Source organism: Roseateles sp. T103 (genome assembly GCF_057219915.1).
Genome location: NZ_JBXVVS010000003.1, coordinates 448279 through 464991 on the forward strand (window position 1 = coordinate 448279; position 16713 = coordinate 464991).

Genomic DNA, 16713 nt, shown 5'->3' on the forward strand with positions numbered 1-16713 from the left:
TAGGCCTGCGGGCGGCCGCTGCGGCGGCGTCCGCGGGCGCTCTGCGCCGTACAAGCAATCTCCCTCTCTGAATTTCCAGTTCATGCCCGCCGTCGAGCTTCAACAGGTGTCCTGCGTCTTCGAGACCGCGGGCAAGACCGTGCATGCGGTCGATCGCGTCGATCTGCAGATCGAACGCGGCGAGTTCTTCACGCTGCTGGGGCCTTCGGGCTCGGGCAAGACCACTTGCCTGCGCATGATCGGCGGCTTCCAGCTGCCCAGCAGCGGGCTGATCCGCATCGAGGGCGAGGACGTCTCGCAGCGCCCACCCTTTCTGCGGCCGGTGAATACGGTGTTCCAGGACTACGCGCTCTTTCCGCACATGAGCATCCTGGACAACGTCGCCTACGGCCTGATGGTGCGCGGCGTGGATCGCGCCACGCGCATCAAGCGCGCCCAGGCGATGCTGGAACTGGTGCAGCTGCCCGAGATCGGCGCGCGCAAGCCGGTGCAGCTCTCCGGCGGACAGCGGCAGCGCGTCGCGCTGGCGCGCGCGCTGATCAACGAGCCCAAGGTGCTGCTGCTCGACGAGCCGCTGGGCGCGCTGGACCTGAAGCTGCGCGAGCAGATGCAGAGCGAGCTCAAGCGCCTGCAGCGCCAGCTGGGCATCACCTTCGTCTTCGTCACCCACGACCAGCATGAGGCGCTGTCGATGAGCGACCGCATCGGCGTGTTCCACAAGGGCCGGCTCGAACAGGTGGCCACGCCGACCGCGCTGTATGCCAGCCCGAGCACGCGCTTCGTCGCCGAGTTCGTCGGCTCGGCCAATGTGCTGCATGGCGAGCTGGCGCGACGCTTCGGCGATGGTGCGGCGGCCGTGATGATCCGCCCCGAGCGCGTGCGCCTGGGTGGCACGGACGGCGCGCGCACCCAGGGCCGCGTGGTCGAGACGCAGTTCTTCGGCGCCTTCTGGCGCGTGCATGTCGAGATCCATGGAGAGGTCGACGGCAGCGCCACGCGCCTGCTCGCCGACCTGCCGGTCGGCAGCCAGGCCGAGCCTCCGGCCACTGGCGACACGGTGCAGCTGCACTGGGGCGCCGACGCGGTGCATGTGATCGAAGACAACGAATCGGCGCTGGCCGAGGCCGGAGCTGCCGCATGAGCCTGGCCACCGCGAGCCGCCTGGACGCTGCAGCCCTGCCGGCGCGCCGCGCGCACTGGGCCGATGCGCTTTCGGCGCTGCTCTACCGCCGCCGCGGCCTGTGGCTGGCCGCCTTGCTGCTGCCGCCGCTGCTGTGGTTCGGCATCATCTATCTGGGCTCGCTGCTGAGCCTGCTGGCGCACAGCTTCTTCCGCCTCGACGACTTCTCCGGCCTGATCGTCTACGAGGTCGGCTTCTCCAACTTCGTCGAGATCTTCTCGCCGACCAATCTGGATGTGGCCTGGCGCACCATCCTGATGGCGGTCCTCGTCACACTGGCCTGCACCGCGATCGCTTTCCCGATCGCCTTCTACATGGCGCGCCATGCGCGCGGCGCGACCAAGGCGCTGTTCTATGTGGCGGTGATGCTGCCGCTGTGGTCCAGCTATCTGGTGCGCCTGTATGCCTGGAAGCTGCTGCTGGCCAAGGAAGGCGCGATCTCCTGGGTGGCGCAGGCGCTGGGCGTGCAGGGCGTGCTGGATGCGCTGCTGGCGCTGCCGGTGGTGGGCGGCAATTCGCTGAGCTTCTCGCCGCTGGGCACCTTCATCGTCTTCGTCTATATGTGGCTGCCCTTCATGATCCTGCCCATCATGGCGGCGATCGAGCGTATCCCGCCCTCGCTGCTGGAAGCCTCCGGCGACCTCGGCGCCTCGCCGCGCCAGACCTTTCGCCAGGTGATCCTGCCGCTGGCGATGCCGGGCGTGGCGGCGGGCTCGATCTTCACCTTCTCGCTCACTTTGGGCGACTACATCATCCCGCAGGTCATCGGCAACTCGACGCTCTACATCGGCCAGGTGGTCTACCGCCAGCAGGGCGTGGCCGGCAACCTGCCGTTTGCCGCGGCCTTCTCCCTGGTGCCCATCGTGGTGATCGTGGCCTATCTGTGGTTCGCCAAGCGCAAGGGGGCTTTCGATGCGCTCTGACCTTGCCCGCAACAACAACAAGCCGCAGCGCGCCGGCGCCTCCGCCGGTCTGCGCCTCGCCGCCTGGGGCGGGCTGCTCTTCCTGCACCTGCCGTTGGCGCTGATCGTGCTCTATGCCTTCAGCGCCGAGGACAAGAGCTATGTCTTCCCGCCGCCGGCGCTGACCACGCAGTGGTTCGGCGTCGCGCTGCAGCGCGAGGACGTGTGGGCTGCGATGCGCCTGTCCGCGGAGGTGGCGCTGCTGTCCACCGGCGTCGCGGTGATTCTGGGCACGCTGGCGGCGGCAGCGCTGGCGCGCACGCAGTTCTTCGGCCGCGAGGCGATCAATCTGCTGCTGATCCTGCCGATCGCGCTGCCCGGCGTGCTCACCGGCATGGCGCTGCGCTCGGCCTATCACGCAATGGAGATCCCGTTCTCGTTCTGGACCATCGTCATCGGCCACGGCACCTTCTGCGTGGTGGTGGTCTACAACAACGCGGTGGCGCGGCTGCGGCGCATCAGCCCCTCGCTGATCGAGGCCTCGCTGGACCTGGGCGCGAACGGCCTGCAGACCTTCCGCTACGTGATCCTGCCGCAGCTGGGCAGTGCGCTGCTGGCGGGCGGACTGCTGGCCTTCGCGCTGAGTTTCGACGAGGTCATCGTCACCACCTTCACCGCCGGCCAGCAGACCACGCTGCCGATCTGGATGCTGCAGGAGCTGATCCGCCCGCGCCAGCGCCCGGTGACCAATGTGGTGGCGGTGTTCATGATCCTGCTCACCTTCGTGCCCATCGTTGCCGCCTACTGGCTGACCCGTGCCGACGAGGACAGCCAGCGCCGCTGACGGCACTGCATCAGACCTTTTTCATCCCTTCACCCGACACCCCCACGCGATCAGGAGTCCGTCATGGCCAACCCCGCAAGCGACATCCAGTTTCCCCTCGAGCTGCTGATCGACAACCAGCTGCAGCGCGGCGAGGGCCCGGCCGAGGCCATCCTCAACCCCTCCACTGGCGAGCAGCTCTGCGAGGTGCACGAGGCCTCGCCCGAGCAGCTGACGCGCGCGGTCTCGGCCGCGCATCGCGCCTTCGCCAGCTGGTCGCAGACCACGCCGGCCGAGCGCGCCGGCCTGCTGCTGAAGCTGGCCGATGCGATCGAGCAGAACGCCGAGCAGTTCGCGCGGCTGGAGTCGCTGAACTGCGGCAAGCCCTATGCCCGCGCCTTGGGTGACGAGATCCCGGCGATCGCCGACTGCTTCCGCTTCTTCGCTGGCGCCGCGCGCGCGCAGACCGGCGCGCTGGCCGGCGAATACCTGGCCGGCCACACCAGCATGATCCGCCGCGATCCGATCGGCGTGGTGGCCTCGATCGCGCCCTGGAACTACCCGCTGATGATGGCGGCCTGGAAGACCGCACCGGCGCTGGCCGCCGGCAACACCGTGGTGCTCAAGCCCAGCGAGCAGACGCCGCTGACCACGCTGCTGTTCGCGCGCATCGCCGCCGAGATCCTGCCCAAGGGCGTGCTGAACGTGGTCTGCGGCCGCGGCGGCAGCGTGGGCCAGCCGCTGGTGGAGAACCCGAACGTGCGCATGGTCTCGGTGACCGGTGACGTCTCCACCGGCCGCAAGATCCTGCAGGCCGCCTCGGGTTCGCTCAAGCGCACGCATCTGGAGCTGGGCGGCAAGGCGCCGGTGATCGTGTTCGACGATGCCGACCTCGCTGCGGTGGTCGAGGGCGTGCGCACCTTCGGCTACTACAACGCCGGCCAGGACTGCACCGCGGCCTGCCGCATCTACGCCGCGCCGAAGATCCACGACAAGCTGGTTGCCGACCTCAGTGCCGCGGTGGCGACGCTGAAGATGGGCACGCAGGACGAGGAGGGCGTCGAGCTCGGCCCGCTGATCTCCGACCGCCAGCGCAACCGCGTGGCCAGCTTCGTCGAGCGCGCGCAGATGAGCGGCCATGTCGAGATCACCACCGGCGGCAAGCTGCGCCCCGGCGCCGGCTTCTTCTACGAGCCCACGGTGATCGCCGGTGCGCGCCAGGACGACGAGATCGTGCAGCGCGAGGTCTTCGGCCCGGTGGTCTCGGTGACGCGCTTCAGCGACGAGGAACAGGTCCTCGCCTGGGCCAACGATTCCGAGTACGGCCTCGCCTCCAGCGTGTGGACGCAGGACGTGGGCCGCGCCATGCGCGTATCCAAGCAGCTGCAATACGGCTGTACCTGGGTCAACACGCACTTCATGCTGGTCAACGAGATGCCGCACGGCGGCCTGAAGTCATCCGGCTACGGCAAGGACATGTCGATGTACGCGCTGGAGGACTACACGGTGGCGCGGCACGTGATGATCAAACACTGATGCCAGTGGCCCGGCAGGGCCGCTGGCTTCAGTTGCCAGCTACCTTGCGCAGCAGCTCGATCAGCATCATGCGCTCGGCCGGGCTCAGGCGGTCGAGCAGTTCGCGCTCCATCGGCCCTGCGGCGGCGGCGCTGTCTTCGGCGACGCGGCTGCCCGCCGCGGTGAGCACGATGTTCTGCGAGCGGCGGTCGCTCTCGCTGCGTTCGCGCTTGAGCAGGCCGCGTTCCTGCAGGCGGTCGAGCAGCAGCGTCAGCATCGGCGGCGAAAGCTTCAGCGCCTGACCCAGGCGCTTGGGGCTCAGCGGTCCGTTGGCCTGCAGCAGCAGCAGCAGCGAGTACTCGACCTTGCGCAGATCAAAGGGCCGGCCGACATGGCGCTCGAAGGAGTCGACCGTGACCACCGCCGCCTGCGCAATGTGATAGCCGACGATGTCGGACAGCGCGCCCAGGCTCAAGCTGGCGGTGGCGGGGCCTGGCGGCGTGTCGGCGCTGCCGGAACGGACGGTGCGGGCAGCAGCGGTCTTCTGAGCGGTAGTCATGCGTTGGCAGGGCAGTGGGGCAGCACTTGCGAGGAACTCAGTCCGAGGCGCACCCGTGTCCAATGAAACTCGGCCTGCGGCAACAGCCAGTCGATGCCGAAGCGGGCCGAGGCCAGCCATTGTCCCGCATCGCGACCGCCGGTCGCAGCGCTGCTGCCCAGCGTGCAGCGCGCAATGCGTGCCCAGGCCCAGGCCATCAGCGCATGGGCGATGCCGGCCAGCATGTCATCGGCGACGCGTAGCGGCGCTTCGACGTCGTTGCCTGCCGTGCGTGCGGCGAGCAGCGCCTGCTGCGCGGCAGACCAGGCGTCGAGCTGCGCGGCGAGCGCGTCGGCAAAGGGCGCCAGGCTCGCATCGCCGGCGCGGCAGTGGGCGATTTCCGCGGCCAGCTCCTCGCGCAAGGCCGCGGCGCGTGCGCCGCCATCGTCGAGCAGCTTGCGCTGCACCAGGTCGATGGCCTGGATCTCGTTGGTGCCCTCGTAGATCATCGCGATGCGACTGTCGCGCACCGTCTGCTCGATGCCGTACTCGTGCACGAAGCCATAGCCGCCCCAGGCCTGCAGCGCCTCGTCGGCGCTGCGGTGGCCCAGCTCGGTGAACCAGCTCTTGGCCAGCGGCGTCAGCAGTGCGACGAAGTCGCCCGCCTGCTTGCGGCGTGCCGCATCGGGATGCTGCTCGCTCTCGTCGAGCAGCAGCGCGCACCAGTAAGCGATCGTGCGGCAGGCGTCGGTGCGCGCCTGCAGCGTCCACAGCAGGCGGCGCATCGCCGGGTGCCAGGCGATCGGGTCGGCCGCCGTGCTTTCCGCGCCTGCCGGGCGCAGCGCGGCGCGCATCTGGCGGCGCTCGGCGGCATAGCGCCAGGCGTTCTGCGTCGCCGCCTCCAGATGGCCCAGGCCCTGCATCGCCACATGCAGGCGCGCGGCGTTCATCATCAGAAACATCGCCGCGAGGCCGCGGTGCGGCTCGCCGATCAGCCAGCCCTCGGCGGACTCGAAGCGCATCTGGCAGGTCGCGCTGCCCTTGATGCCCATCTTCTTTTCAATGCCGTCGCAGAAGACGCTGTTGCGGCGGCCGTCCGGCAAGATCTTGGGCACCAGCGCCAGCGACAGGCCCTTGCTGCCGGTCGGTGCGTCCGGAAGACGGCAGAGCACCAGGTGCACGAGGTTGTCGGTCAAGTCGCTGTCGCCGCCGGAAATGAAGATCTTGCTGCCCGAGACGCGCAGCGGCACGCCGTTGGCCGGCGCGCTGCTTGCATCCACCAGCTCGGCCTTGCTGCGCACCAGGCCCAGATCGCTGCCGGCCTGCGGCTCGGTCAGGCACATCGTGGCCAGCCATTCGCCGCTGGTCACCTTGGCCAGATAAAGCGCCTTCAGCGCCGGCGTCGCATGGGCGTGGATCACCTCGTAGGCGCCGTGCAGCAGGCCCGGATACATGGTCCAGCCATGGTTGGCCGCGGCCAGCATCTCGAACAGCGCCGCGTTGAGCAGCTGCGGCAGGCCCTGGCCGCCGGCATCGGGCGCGCAGGCCAGTGCCGGCCAGCCGCCTTCGACAAAGGCTGCGTAGGCTTCGCGGTAGCCGGCGGGCGTGCTGACACCATCGGGCGTCCAGTGGCAGCCCTGCAGATCGCCGCTGGCATTGGTCGGCGCCAGCACCTCGGCCGTGAAGCGCGCGGCCTGCTCCAGCACCTCGCGCGCGGTGTCGGCGTCGAGATCGGCGTAGCTGGCGCCGGGCTGCTGCGCCCAGCTCGCCGGCGCGTCCAGCACCAGGGTCAGCAGGTGCATCATGTCGGCCACCGGGGCCTGGTACTGCCACATCGCTGTCGATGCCCTTCGAGGTTGACGGGTGCTGCTGCGCTCAGGCCGGCTGGGCGTCCTGCGGCTTCTTCTTGGTGGCGCCGAGATAGGTCTCGATCACGCGCGGGTCGCTGCCCAGCTGCGCGGCCGGGCCTTCCAGCGCGATCGCGCCGGTCTCCATCACATAGCCGTAGTCGGCCACTTCCAGCGCCGCGCGGGCGTTCTGCTCGATCAAGAGGATGGACACGCCGTCGCTGCGCAGCCGCTCGATGATGCGGAAGATCTCGGCCACGATCAGCGGTGCCAGACCCAGGCTGGGCTCGTCCAACATCAGCAGCTTGGGCCTCGCCATCAAGGCGCGGCCCACCGCCAGCATCTGCCGCTCGCCGCCCGACAGTGTGCCGGCCAGCTGCGCGCGGCGTTCCTTCAGCCGCGGGAACAGCGTGTAGACGCGCTCCAGCTCGCTCTTCCAGTTCGGCACGCCCAGCTTCATCGCGCGGAAGCCGCCGAGCACCAGGTTGTCCTCCACGGGCATGGTGCCGAACAGCTCGCGCTTCTCGGGCACCAGGGCCATGCCGCGCATCACGCGCTCTTCCAGCGTGAGCTCGGCGAGGTCCTGGCCGTCGAAGAGCACCTGGCCCTTGGACGGCAGCACGCCCATCAGCGCGTTCAGCGTCGTGCTCTTGCCGGCGCCGTTGGGGCCGATCACGGTCACGACCTGACCCTTGGCCAGCTTGAAATCAATGCCGCTCAGCACTTCGGCGCGGCCGTAGCCGGCGCGCAGGCCCTTGACTTGCAGAAGTTCGCTCATGATCTTGCTCAGTGTTCAGTGCCCAGATAGGCGGCGCGGACCTCGGGGCTGGCCTGCACCACTTCCGGCGTGCCCTCGATCAGCTTGGTGCCGAACTCCATCACCACGATGCGGTCGGTCAGGCCCATCACGAACTCCATGTCGTGCTCCACCAGCAGGATGCTCATGCCTTCGCTCTTGAGCTGGCGCAGCACCTCGGCCAGCGCCTGCTTCTCCTTGTGGCGCAGGCCGGCCGCTGGCTCGTCCAGCAGCAACAGCGCCGGGTCGGTGCACAGCGCGCGGGCGATCTCCATCAGCCGCTGCGGCCCCAGCGCCAGGTTGCCGGCCAGCTCGTGCATCTTGTCGGCCATGCCGATGCGCGCGAGCTGGGTTTCCGCCTCCTTGAACAGGCGCTTCTCTTCGTCGCGGTCCAGGCGCAGCATGGCCTTGGCCGTGCCGCTGGACGAGCGCAGATAGCCGCCCAGCGCGACGTTCTCCAGCACCGTCATGTCGGGGATCATCTTCACGTGCTGGAAGGTGCGCGACATGCCGCGACGCGCGATCTCCCGCGAGGGCAGGCCGCCCACCGGCTGGCCGCGGAAGACCACGCCGCCACGGGTCAGCGCGAGCACGCCGGTGATCAGGTTGAAGGTGGTGGACTTGCCGGCGCCGTTGGGGCCGATCAGGCCGACGATCTCGCCGGCGCGGATCTGGAAGGAGACGTCGTTGACGGCGACCAGGCCGCCGAACTCCTTGCGCACCGCCTGCACGTCCAGCAGCAGCTCGCCAGTGGCGGGCTTGTCGCGCGCGGCCAGCGCGGCGGCATCGGCCCAGTCGCGCTCGCGCTGGCGCGCCGGCATCAGCTTGGCGACAAAGGGCCACAGGCCGTCCGGCGCGTACTTCAGCACCGCGATCAGCACGACGCCGAAGACGATGATCTCGAAGTTGCCGCTGGTGCCGATCAGCTTGGGCAGCAGCACCTGCAGCTGGTCCTCGACGATCTTCACCACGCCGGCGCCGAGGAAGGCGCCCCAGACATGGCCCACGCCGCCGAGCACCGCCATGAACAGGTACTCGATGCCCTTGTGCAGGCCGAAGGGCGAGGGGTTCACCGTACGCTGGAAGTGCGCGAACAGCCAGCCCGACACCGCGGCGAGGATCGCGGCGATCACGAAGATCAGCAGCTTGTACTGGAAGGTCGAGATGCCCATCGCTTCGGCCATCATCGTGCCGCTCTTCAGCGAGCGGATCGCGCGGCCGGGGCGCGAGTCCAGCAGCCGCGTCACCGCGACGGCAGCGACCAGCGCAAAGATCCAGATCAGCACATAGATGGCGCGGCCGGAGGTGAGGTCGATGCCGAACAGGTTCAGCGGCGGGATGCCCAGGATGCCGTCGTACTTGCCGAGGAAATCCATATTGGCCATCGTGTAGTTCAGCGCCAGGCCCCAGGAGATGGTCGCCAGCGGCAGGTAGTGGCCCGACATGCGCAGCGTGATGGCGCCGAGCAGCAGCGCCACCAGCACGCTCAGGCCCACGCCGACGAACAGCGTCAGCCAGGGCGAGACCTGCATCGTCACCGCCAGATAGGCAGCGGTATAGGCGCCCACGCCGACGAAGGCGGCCTGGCCGAAGGAGGTCAGGCCGGCGACGCCGGTCAGCAGCACCAGACCCAGCGAGACCATCGCATACAGGCCGATGTAGTTGAGCTGGGTGATCCAGAACTCGGGCACCGGCAGTGCCGGCAGCAGCAGCATGAAGACTGCGAAGACGGGAAAGACGAATCGCTGCATCTTGGACAACATTTCTTCAATGCTCCTCGCCATGAGGGTCGCGCAAGGAGCGCCACAAGAGCACCGGCACGATGGAGCCGAACACGATCACTTCCTTCAGCGCGCTGGCCCAGAAGGAGCTGAAGCTCTCCAGCAGGCCCACGGCCATCGCGCCGAGCAGGGCCTGCGGATAGCTGGACAGGCCCGCTACCACCGCGGCGACGAAGCCCTTCAGGCCGATCAGGAAGCCCGAGTCGTAGAACACCGTGGTGGTCGGGCCGATCAGCAGGCCCGACAGCGCGCCGATGAAGGCCGCCAGCGTGAACGACAGGCGCCCGGCGCCTTCGGAGGAGATGCCCATCAGCCGCGCGCCCAGGCGGTTCACCGCGGTGGCGCGCAGCGCCTTGCCGTAGAGCGCGCGTTCGAAGAACAGCCACAGGCCGACGATCAGCGCGATCGAGACGGCGAAGATGATCACCGCCTGGCCGCTCAGCGTCAGCGGGCCAACGCTGAAGCGCTCATCCCAGAAGCTGGGGTTGCGGAAGCCCTCGGCGCCGAAGAAGAACAGGCCCAGGCCGGTCAGCGCGAAATGCACGCCCACCGAGACGATCAGTAGCGAGAGCACGCTGGCATCGGCCAGCGAGCGGTAGGCGAGGCGGTAGATCAGCGAGCCGAAGGGCGTCACCAGCGCCAGCGTCAGCAGCGCCTGCACCGCCATCGGGAATTTCTGCGGCGCGGCCCAGATCGTGAACAGCGAGATCGCCACCGGATAGGCCAGTGTGCCGGCCAGCGTGCGGGCGATGCGTGCGGCGCTGCGCTTGTGCAGCAGGCCTTCGCCCAGTTCGAGCACAGCGACGGCTGCGGCCAGCACGAGCAGGAACCACACGGTGCCGGGCACCTTGCCCATCTGCAGCAGCGCCAGCGTCAGCGCGCCGAAGGCGACGTACTCGCCCTGGGGAATGAAGATGATGCGGGTGACGGCGAAGATCAGCACGGTGGCCAAGGCCAGCAGCGCGTAGACCGCGCCGTTGGTCGCGCCGTCTAGCGCGAGGATGCTTGCGATGGTGAGGTCCATGGAGGCCCCGTTGGGCAGCCCGTCGGGCCGCGTAGTTCAATCATTAGTACTGCTTGAGGAGGGACAGGGCGCCGTGGCGCCCTGTCCTCCCTGGCGGCTTGCCCCGTCAGGACAGCGGCCGCGGGCGGCCTTCAGTCGGCCAGCGCCCAGTCGCCGTTCTTCACCTGGAGCATCACGCCGGTCTCGTTGGTGTAGCCCCAGTGGTCGTCCTTGGTCCAGTTCATCACGCCGTGCGCGAACACGGTGCGGCCCATGGTCTCCATCGCGTCGCGCAGCGCGGCGCGGAACTCGGGGGTGCCCGGCTTGCCCTTCTTCAGCGCGACCGGCACCGCCTTTTCCAGCACGATCAGCGCGTCATAGGCGTGGGCAGCGAACTGGTTGCGCGAGCCCGCGCCGTAGGCCTTCTCGTACTTGGTGGCGAAGTCGATCGCCAGCGCCTTGCTGGGATGGCTGGCCGGCAGCAGCTCGCCGACCACGGCCGGGCCCGAGACCACGAAGGTGCCTTCGACGGCCTTGCCGCCGACGCGCATCAGGTCGCGCGAGGCCGCGGCATGGGTCTGGTAGATCTTGCCCTTGTAGCCGCGCTCGACGATGGCCATCTGCGGCATCGCCGCGCCCGAGCCCGAGGCGACGATCAGGATCGCGTCCGGGTTGGCGGCGGAGAGCTTCAGCGCCTGCGCGGTGACGCTGGTGTCAGTGCGTGCGAAGCGCTCGGTGGCGACGATCCTGAAGCCGGCCTTGGCGGCCTCTTCGGTGATCGCCTTCAGCCACAGCTCGCCGTAGGCGTCGGTGTAGCCGAGGAAGCCCACGGTCTTCACGCCCTGCTTCTTCATCAGATTGGCGACGGCATGGGCCATCACGCCATTGCTTTGCGGCAGGCGGAAGGTCCAGGCGTCCTTGCCGGGCGGCAGGCCGGCCGGGGAGGCCGCCAGCTGCACGGTGCCGGATTCGGCGGCGACCTCGGCCATCGGGATGGCCACCGGCGTGGCGGCCGAGCCGATGATGATGTCGGCCTTGTCCTCGGTGACGAAACGGCGCGCGTTCTGCACGCCCTTGGTCGGATCGGTGGCGTCGTCCAGCACGATCAGCTTGAGCTTCTCGCCGGCGATGGTCTGCGGCCAGAGCTTGAACTGGTTCTGCAGCGGGATGCCCAGGCCGGAGGCCGGACCGGTCAGCGGCAGCGAGACGCCCACCGTGATGTCGGCCAGCGCCTGCGCGCTGGCCAGCAGCGCGGCGGCGGCTGCGACGAGGGTCTTGATCTTCAGCTTCGTCATTGCGTTGTCTCCTGTTGAGCAGTGGGTGGACTTGTGGTCCGGGCGGCTTCTTTTACTGCTTGCTTGCTCGCATGGGCCGGATGCCAAGCCGTCCATGCAGGTTTGCTCGGTTGCGATCGTTCGCGCCTCAGCGCGGCGCCATGCGCAGCGCGCCGTCCAGCCGGATCACCTCGCCGTTGAGGTGGCCGTTGCGCACGATCTCCAGCGCCAGCGATGCGAACTCGGCCGGCTGGCCCAGGCGCTTGGGGAAGGGGATGGACGCGGCCAGCGACTGCTGCACCGCCTCGGGCAGCTCCAGCAGCAGCGGCGTGGCGAAGATGCCCGGCGCCACCGTACAGACGCGGATGCCGAACTGCGACAGGTCGCGCGCCAGCGGCAGCGTCATGCCGACGATGCCGCCCTTGCTGGCCGAGTAGGCCTCCTGGCCGACCTGTCCGTCGAAGGCCGCCACCGAGGCGGTAAACATCATCACGCCGCGCTCGCCCGAATCCGTCACCGGCTCCAGCGCGGCGATGCGCGCGGCCGCCAGGCGGGCGACGTTGTAGCTGCCGATCAGGTTGATCTTCACGACACGCTCGAAATCCTCGAGCGGCGCGGGCGCGCCGTCCTTGCCGATGATGCGCTTGGCGGTGCCGATGCCGGCGATGTTCATCACGATGCGCGGCGCGCCACCGAAGGCGGCAGCCGCAGCGTCCAGCGTCGCGGTGACGGAGGCGCTGTCGGTGATGTCGCAGCGGCAGGCCAGGGCCTTGTCGGTGCCGGTGTCCGCCGCGACACGCTGCGCGCCCGCTTCGTTGATGTCGGCGATGACGACGCGCGCGCCGGCTGCTGCCAGCGCGCGGGCCACCGCCTCGCCGAGGCCTGAGCCTCCGCCTGTGACCAGTGCGATCTGGTTCTCGATCTGCATGGTTTCTCCTCGCTCCTGTAGTTCTGTGCTGTCCTGTGCCACTCAGCCCTTGTCGGGCAGGATCAGGAAGGGGTCGGCGCTGGCGCCTTCATAGAGGGCCTCGACCAGCGCGGCGCGGTGGCTCAGCACCGCGCGCTGGTTGATCGAGCCCTTGTCGGTGACCTCGCCCTTGTCGATGGACGGCGGCTCGGCCAGCACATGCATGCGCGCCACGCGGTTGGCGCTGCCGGTCGAGTCGCGCCACAGCTTGTCGGCCAGCGCCTGGAAGAAGGCGCGCAGCGTCGGGTGGTGCAGCACCTCGGGCAAGGGCACGCCGGCGTCCAGCCCGGCCAGGCGGCGGCATTCGTCGGGGCGCGGAAAGATCAGCGCGCCCACCTCGTCCTGGTTCAGCCCGGTGATCACCGCGTCCTGCACGCAGGGGTCGCCGGCCAGGATGATCTTGGCGCGCAGCGGGCCCACACTGACGAAGGTGCCGGTGGAGAGCTTGAAGTCCTCGGCGGTGCGGCCGTCGAAGAGCAGGCCGCGGTTCGGATGCGCGGGGTCCACCCACTTCACCGCGTCGCCGGTGCGGTAGAAGCCTTCCTCGTCGAAGGCCTCGCGGGTCTGCTCGGGCGCGCGCCAGTAGCCGGGCATCACATTGGGCCCGCGGAAGCGGATCTCGGTCTTGCCGTCCACCGGCACCAGCTTCACATCGACGCCGGGCACCGGCAGGCCGATATGGCCCGAGCGCACATCGGTGCCGACGGCGAAGGTGCACGAGGGCGCGGTCTCGGTCATGCCCAGGCCGGTCATCACGCGCACGCGCTCGCCCACCGCGGCCTCGCCATGCTGGTAGAGCTTGTCCCACACCGCCTGCGACAGGCCGGCGCCGGCGAACATGAAGGCCTTGCAGCGCGCGAACAGCTTGTCGCGCAGCTGCGTGTCGCTGTCCATCGCGCGGGCGATTTCCTCGAAGCCCTTGGGCACGTTGAAGTACACCGTCGGCGAGATCTCGCGCAGATTGCGCAGCGTCTCCTTGATGCCGGCCGGCGTGGGCTTGCCATCGTCGATGTAGAGCGTGCCGCCGTTGTAGAGCGTGATGCCGACGTTGTGGTTGCCGCCGAAGGTATGGTTCCACGGCAGCCAGTCAACCAGCACCGGCGGCTCTTCGGCGAGGAAGGCCAGGCACTGGCGCAGCATCTGCTGGTTGGCGCAGAGCATGCGGTGCGTGTTGATCACGCCCTTGGGCGCCTTGGTCGAGCCCGAGGTGAAGAGGAACTTGGCGATCGTGTCCGGACCCACCTGGGCATGCGCCTCGGCCACGGCCGCGCCGGGCGTGGCCTGCAGAAGCGCGGCGAAGGGGATGGCCTTGCGGTCATCCAGCTCACCTTCGCTCAGCACCACCGGCACGTCGGCCGGCACCACCGCGGCGATGGCCTTGCCATAGGCGGCACTGCTGGCGAACACCAGACCCGGCGTCACCGTGTCGAGGATGTGGCGCAGCTTGCCGTAGTCCTGCGAGATCAGCGAATAGGCCGGCGACACCGGCACATAGGGAATGCCGGCCCACATCGCGCCCAGCGCGATGCTGAGGTGCTCGAGATCGTTCTCGGAGAGGATGGCCAGCGGCCGCTCCACCGACAGGCCCTGATCCAGCAGGGCCTGGGCTATGCGCTGCGCGCGCTCCAGCATCTGCGCATAGCTGATGCGTATCCAGTCGCCGCCATGGTCGCGGCGCGCGACGAAGGTGCGCTCGGGCGCCTCGGCCGCCCACTGCTCCAGGCTGTCGGTCAGGCGGTCCGGAAACCAGCGCAGCGCCTCGGTGGAGCGCAGCAGCACCGTGCCGTCGGCGCGCTGCTCGACGGCGGCTTCCAGGCAGCCGCCCACGCTGGCGACCCGGAACCTGGCCTCGTTGTCTGATGGGTTGTGACTCATGTCTCCTCGCTCCGCGCTCTTTGGCCGGTTCAGCTCTTCACGACCTTGCCGGCGCGGCCTTCGAGGAAGGCGCGCAGGCGGGTCTGCGCCTCGGGCGTGCTCTCGGCCACCGCGGCCATCAGCGCCTCGGTGAACAGGCCCTCGGATTGCGACTGGTCGGCGATGCGCGGCAGCGCGTGCATCACCGCGAAGTTGGACATCGGCGCATTGCCGGCCATCTTGCGTGCCAGCTCGATGGCCTTGGCCAGGCCTTCGCCTTCGCCGACGCGGTAGTGCGACAGGCCCACGGCCTGGCCCTCGTCGGCGTCGTAGACGCGGCCGGTCAGCATCAGGTCGCTCATGCGCGAGAAGCCGATCAGGCGCGGGATGCGCGCCGAGCCGCCGCCGCCGACGAAGATGCCGCGCTGGCCCTCGGGCAGGCCGAAGTAGGCGCTGTCCTCGGCGACGCGGATATGACAGGACGAGGCCAGCTCCAGGCCGCCGCCGACGACGGCGCCATGCAGCACCGCCACCACCGGCACGCGGCCGAACTGGATGGCGTCGAAGGCCGCATGCCACATGCGCGAGTGCAGCACCGCGCCGTGGATGTCGCGCTCCACCAGCTCGGCCAGGTCCAGGCCGGCGCAGAAGTGCGCGCCCTCGCCGCTGACGACCACGGCGCGCACCGCCTCGGGCAGGTTGATGAAGCAGGTGTGCAGCTGCTGGATCAGCGTGTCGCTGATCGCGTTGCGCTTGGCGGGGCGGTTCAGCCGCACATGCATCACGGCATCGGACTGCGAGATCTGCAGCAGGTCCAGCGTGGCCAGCAGCCCGGTGGCGGGCGCGAAATCAGTGCTCATGTCTTCTCGGTCTCGTCGCAAGAACTGGCGAGAAGATAGTTCAGACATTGAAATTAAATACTGGTGGAAACCCGGAGGAAAAGCGGCGAGCAAGGGCTCAGAATCGCCGAAAACGCCTGCCCTGCAAGTCAGAGGTAGTTATTTCGCTGAAACAATAAAGGCGCAAACGATGAACACCGACGAGCTCATAGCGATCGACATCCACACCCATGCCGAGGTGTCCTGCTGGAACCCCTGGGACAACTACGGCGAGGAGTACGACCGTGCCGCGGATAAGTACTTCGGCTCCAACCGCCGGCCGACGATTGCCGAGACGGTGGCCTACTACCGCGAGAAGAAGATCGGCCTGGTGATGTTCACCGTGGACAGCGAGGCCAAGCTGGGCCGCCGCCGCATCCCCAACGAGGAGATCTGCGAGGCCGCCAAGGCCAACAGCGACATGATGATCGCCTTCGCCTCCATCGACCCGCACAAGGGCAAGATGGGTGCGCGCGAGGCGCGCCGGCTGATCGAGGAGCACGGCGTCAAGGGCTTCAAGTTCCATCCCACGGTGCAGGACTTCCTGCCCTACGACAAGATGGCCTGGCCGATCTACGAGGTGATCGCCGAGTACAAGCTGCCCGCCATCTTCCACAGCGGCCACAGCGGCATCGGCAGCGGCATGCGCTGCGGCGGCGGCCTGCGCCTGCAGAACAGCAACCCCATGCTGCTGGAGGATGTGGCGATCGACTTCCCCGACATCGAGATCGTCATCGCCCACCCGAGCTGGCCCTGGCAGGACGAGGCGCTGTCGCTGGCGCTGCACAAGCCCAATATCTGGATCGACCTGTCGGGCTGGAGCCCCAAGTACTTTCCGCCACAGCTGGTGCAGTACGCCAACACGCTGCTGAAGGACCGCATGCTCTTCGGCAGCGACTATCCGCTGATCACGCCCGAGCGCTGGATGGCGGACTTCAAGGAGGCCGGCTTCAAGGAGAAGGTGCAGCCGCTGATCCTGAAGGAAAACGCGAAGCGGCTGCTCAAGCTCGGGTGAGGCGCGCCGCGGCGCCAGGGCCGCGGTTCATAGGTGGATGAGCCGACGGGCAGTTCGTCAGTTGACGAACTGCTCGTTGCCGATCATGCCCATCTTCTTGACGCCCAGGCGCTGGGCCGCGGCCATCACCGCAGCGACATTGCCGTACTCGACCAGCTTGTTGGGCTTGATGTGCACCTCGCTCTGATCGGGCTCGGCTGCCACCTCGGCCAGCTTGGCCTCCACCGCCTGGTGGTTGGGCAGCGCGGTGCCGTCCCAGAACACCGTGCCGTCGAAGTCGATGAAGACCTCGTGCACCACCGGCTCCTTGGTCGGCGGCGGCGGGTTGCCCGCCGGCAGG

Annotated in this window: 15 protein-coding genes; 5 read left to right on the forward strand and 10 right to left on the reverse strand. The window is 68.7% G+C overall.

The window, feature by feature from the left end:
* Positions 1-82: 82 nt before the first annotated feature.
* From AC2EBS_RS12445 to AC2EBS_RS12460, 4 genes are all read left to right on the forward strand, one after another.
* Entirely contained in the window at positions 83-1141 is a 1059-nt protein-coding gene (locus AC2EBS_RS12445; RefSeq protein ID WP_484728727.1) for an ABC transporter ATP-binding protein, read from the forward strand.
* Positions 1138-2103 (forward strand): ABC transporter permease, encoded by a 966-nt coding sequence (locus AC2EBS_RS12450; RefSeq protein ID WP_484728728.1) that lies wholly within the window; start codon positions 1138-1140, stop codon positions 2101-2103. The genes AC2EBS_RS12445 and AC2EBS_RS12450 overlap by 4 nt, the downstream gene beginning before the upstream one ends.
* A complete protein-coding gene (locus AC2EBS_RS12455) occupies positions 2093-2926 on the forward strand; it encodes an ABC transporter permease (RefSeq protein ID WP_484728729.1) in 834 nt (277 codons plus the stop codon). The genes AC2EBS_RS12450 and AC2EBS_RS12455 overlap by 11 nt, the downstream gene beginning before the upstream one ends.
* A 102-nt stretch (positions 2927-3028) precedes the next feature.
* Entirely contained in the window at positions 3029-4441 is a 1413-nt protein-coding gene (locus AC2EBS_RS12460) for a gamma-aminobutyraldehyde dehydrogenase (protein ID WP_484728757.1), read from the forward strand.
* Positions 4442-4469: 28 nt separating this feature from the next.
* Here AC2EBS_RS12460 and AC2EBS_RS12465 read toward each other — a convergent pair whose 3' ends face one another.
* The 9 genes from AC2EBS_RS12465 to AC2EBS_RS12505 form a co-directional block, all read right to left on the reverse strand.
* Positions 4470-4979 carry a MarR family winged helix-turn-helix transcriptional regulator gene (locus AC2EBS_RS12465; RefSeq protein WP_484728730.1) on the reverse strand — a complete coding sequence of 170 codons (510 nt, stop codon included), beginning with the start codon at positions 4977-4979 and terminating at the stop codon, positions 4470-4472.
* Positions 4976-6793 carry an acyl-CoA dehydrogenase family protein gene (locus tag AC2EBS_RS12470; RefSeq protein ID WP_484728731.1) on the reverse strand — a complete coding sequence of 606 codons (1818 nt, stop codon included), beginning with the start codon at positions 6791-6793 and terminating at the stop codon, positions 4976-4978. Before AC2EBS_RS12470 ends, AC2EBS_RS12465 begins: the two co-directional genes overlap by 4 nt.
* A gap of 40 nt (positions 6794-6833) precedes the next feature.
* A complete protein-coding gene (locus tag AC2EBS_RS12475) occupies positions 6834-7583 on the reverse strand; it encodes an ABC transporter ATP-binding protein (protein WP_484728732.1) in 750 nt (249 codons plus the stop codon).
* Between the two features lie 8 nt (positions 7584-7591).
* Complete coding sequence (locus AC2EBS_RS12480; RefSeq protein ID WP_484728733.1) at positions 7592-9364, reverse strand: branched-chain amino acid ABC transporter ATP-binding protein/permease; 1773 nt, start codon at positions 9362-9364, stop codon at positions 7592-7594.
* A 4-nt stretch (positions 9365-9368) separates the two neighbouring features.
* A complete protein-coding gene (locus AC2EBS_RS12485; protein ID WP_484728734.1) occupies positions 9369-10406 on the reverse strand; it encodes a branched-chain amino acid ABC transporter permease in 1038 nt (345 codons plus the stop codon).
* Between the two features lie 131 nt (positions 10407-10537).
* The gene (locus AC2EBS_RS12490; protein ID WP_484728735.1) at positions 10538-11680 is read right to left on the reverse strand and encodes an ABC transporter substrate-binding protein; all 1143 of its coding nucleotides are present in this window, start codon (positions 11678-11680) and stop codon (positions 10538-10540) included.
* A gap of 127 nt (positions 11681-11807) precedes the next feature.
* On the reverse strand, positions 11808-12587 hold the full coding sequence (locus AC2EBS_RS12495) for an SDR family NAD(P)-dependent oxidoreductase (protein ID WP_484728736.1): 780 nt from the start codon (positions 12585-12587) through the stop codon (positions 11808-11810).
* A gap of 42 nt (positions 12588-12629) precedes the next feature.
* On the reverse strand, positions 12630-14501 hold the full coding sequence (locus AC2EBS_RS12500) for a feruloyl-CoA synthase (RefSeq protein WP_484728737.1): 1872 nt from the start codon (positions 14499-14501) through the stop codon (positions 12630-12632).
* Between the two features lie 29 nt (positions 14502-14530).
* Positions 14531-15340, reverse strand: a complete 810-nt coding sequence (locus tag AC2EBS_RS12505) for a crotonase/enoyl-CoA hydratase family protein (RefSeq protein ID WP_484728738.1) — start codon at positions 15338-15340, stop codon at positions 14531-14533.
* A 169-nt stretch (positions 15341-15509) separates the two neighbouring features.
* Between AC2EBS_RS12505 and AC2EBS_RS12510 the strand changes: the two genes are divergently transcribed.
* Positions 15510-16373, forward strand: coding sequence for an amidohydrolase family protein (locus AC2EBS_RS12510; RefSeq protein ID WP_484728739.1), 864 nt, complete (start codon positions 15510-15512; stop codon positions 16371-16373).
* A gap of 57 nt (positions 16374-16430) precedes the next feature.
* Here the strand turns inward: AC2EBS_RS12510 and AC2EBS_RS12515 are convergent.
* Positions 16431-16713: ExbD/TolR family protein (locus AC2EBS_RS12515; protein WP_484728740.1), on the reverse strand; the 283-nt coding region annotated here is incomplete at its 5' end.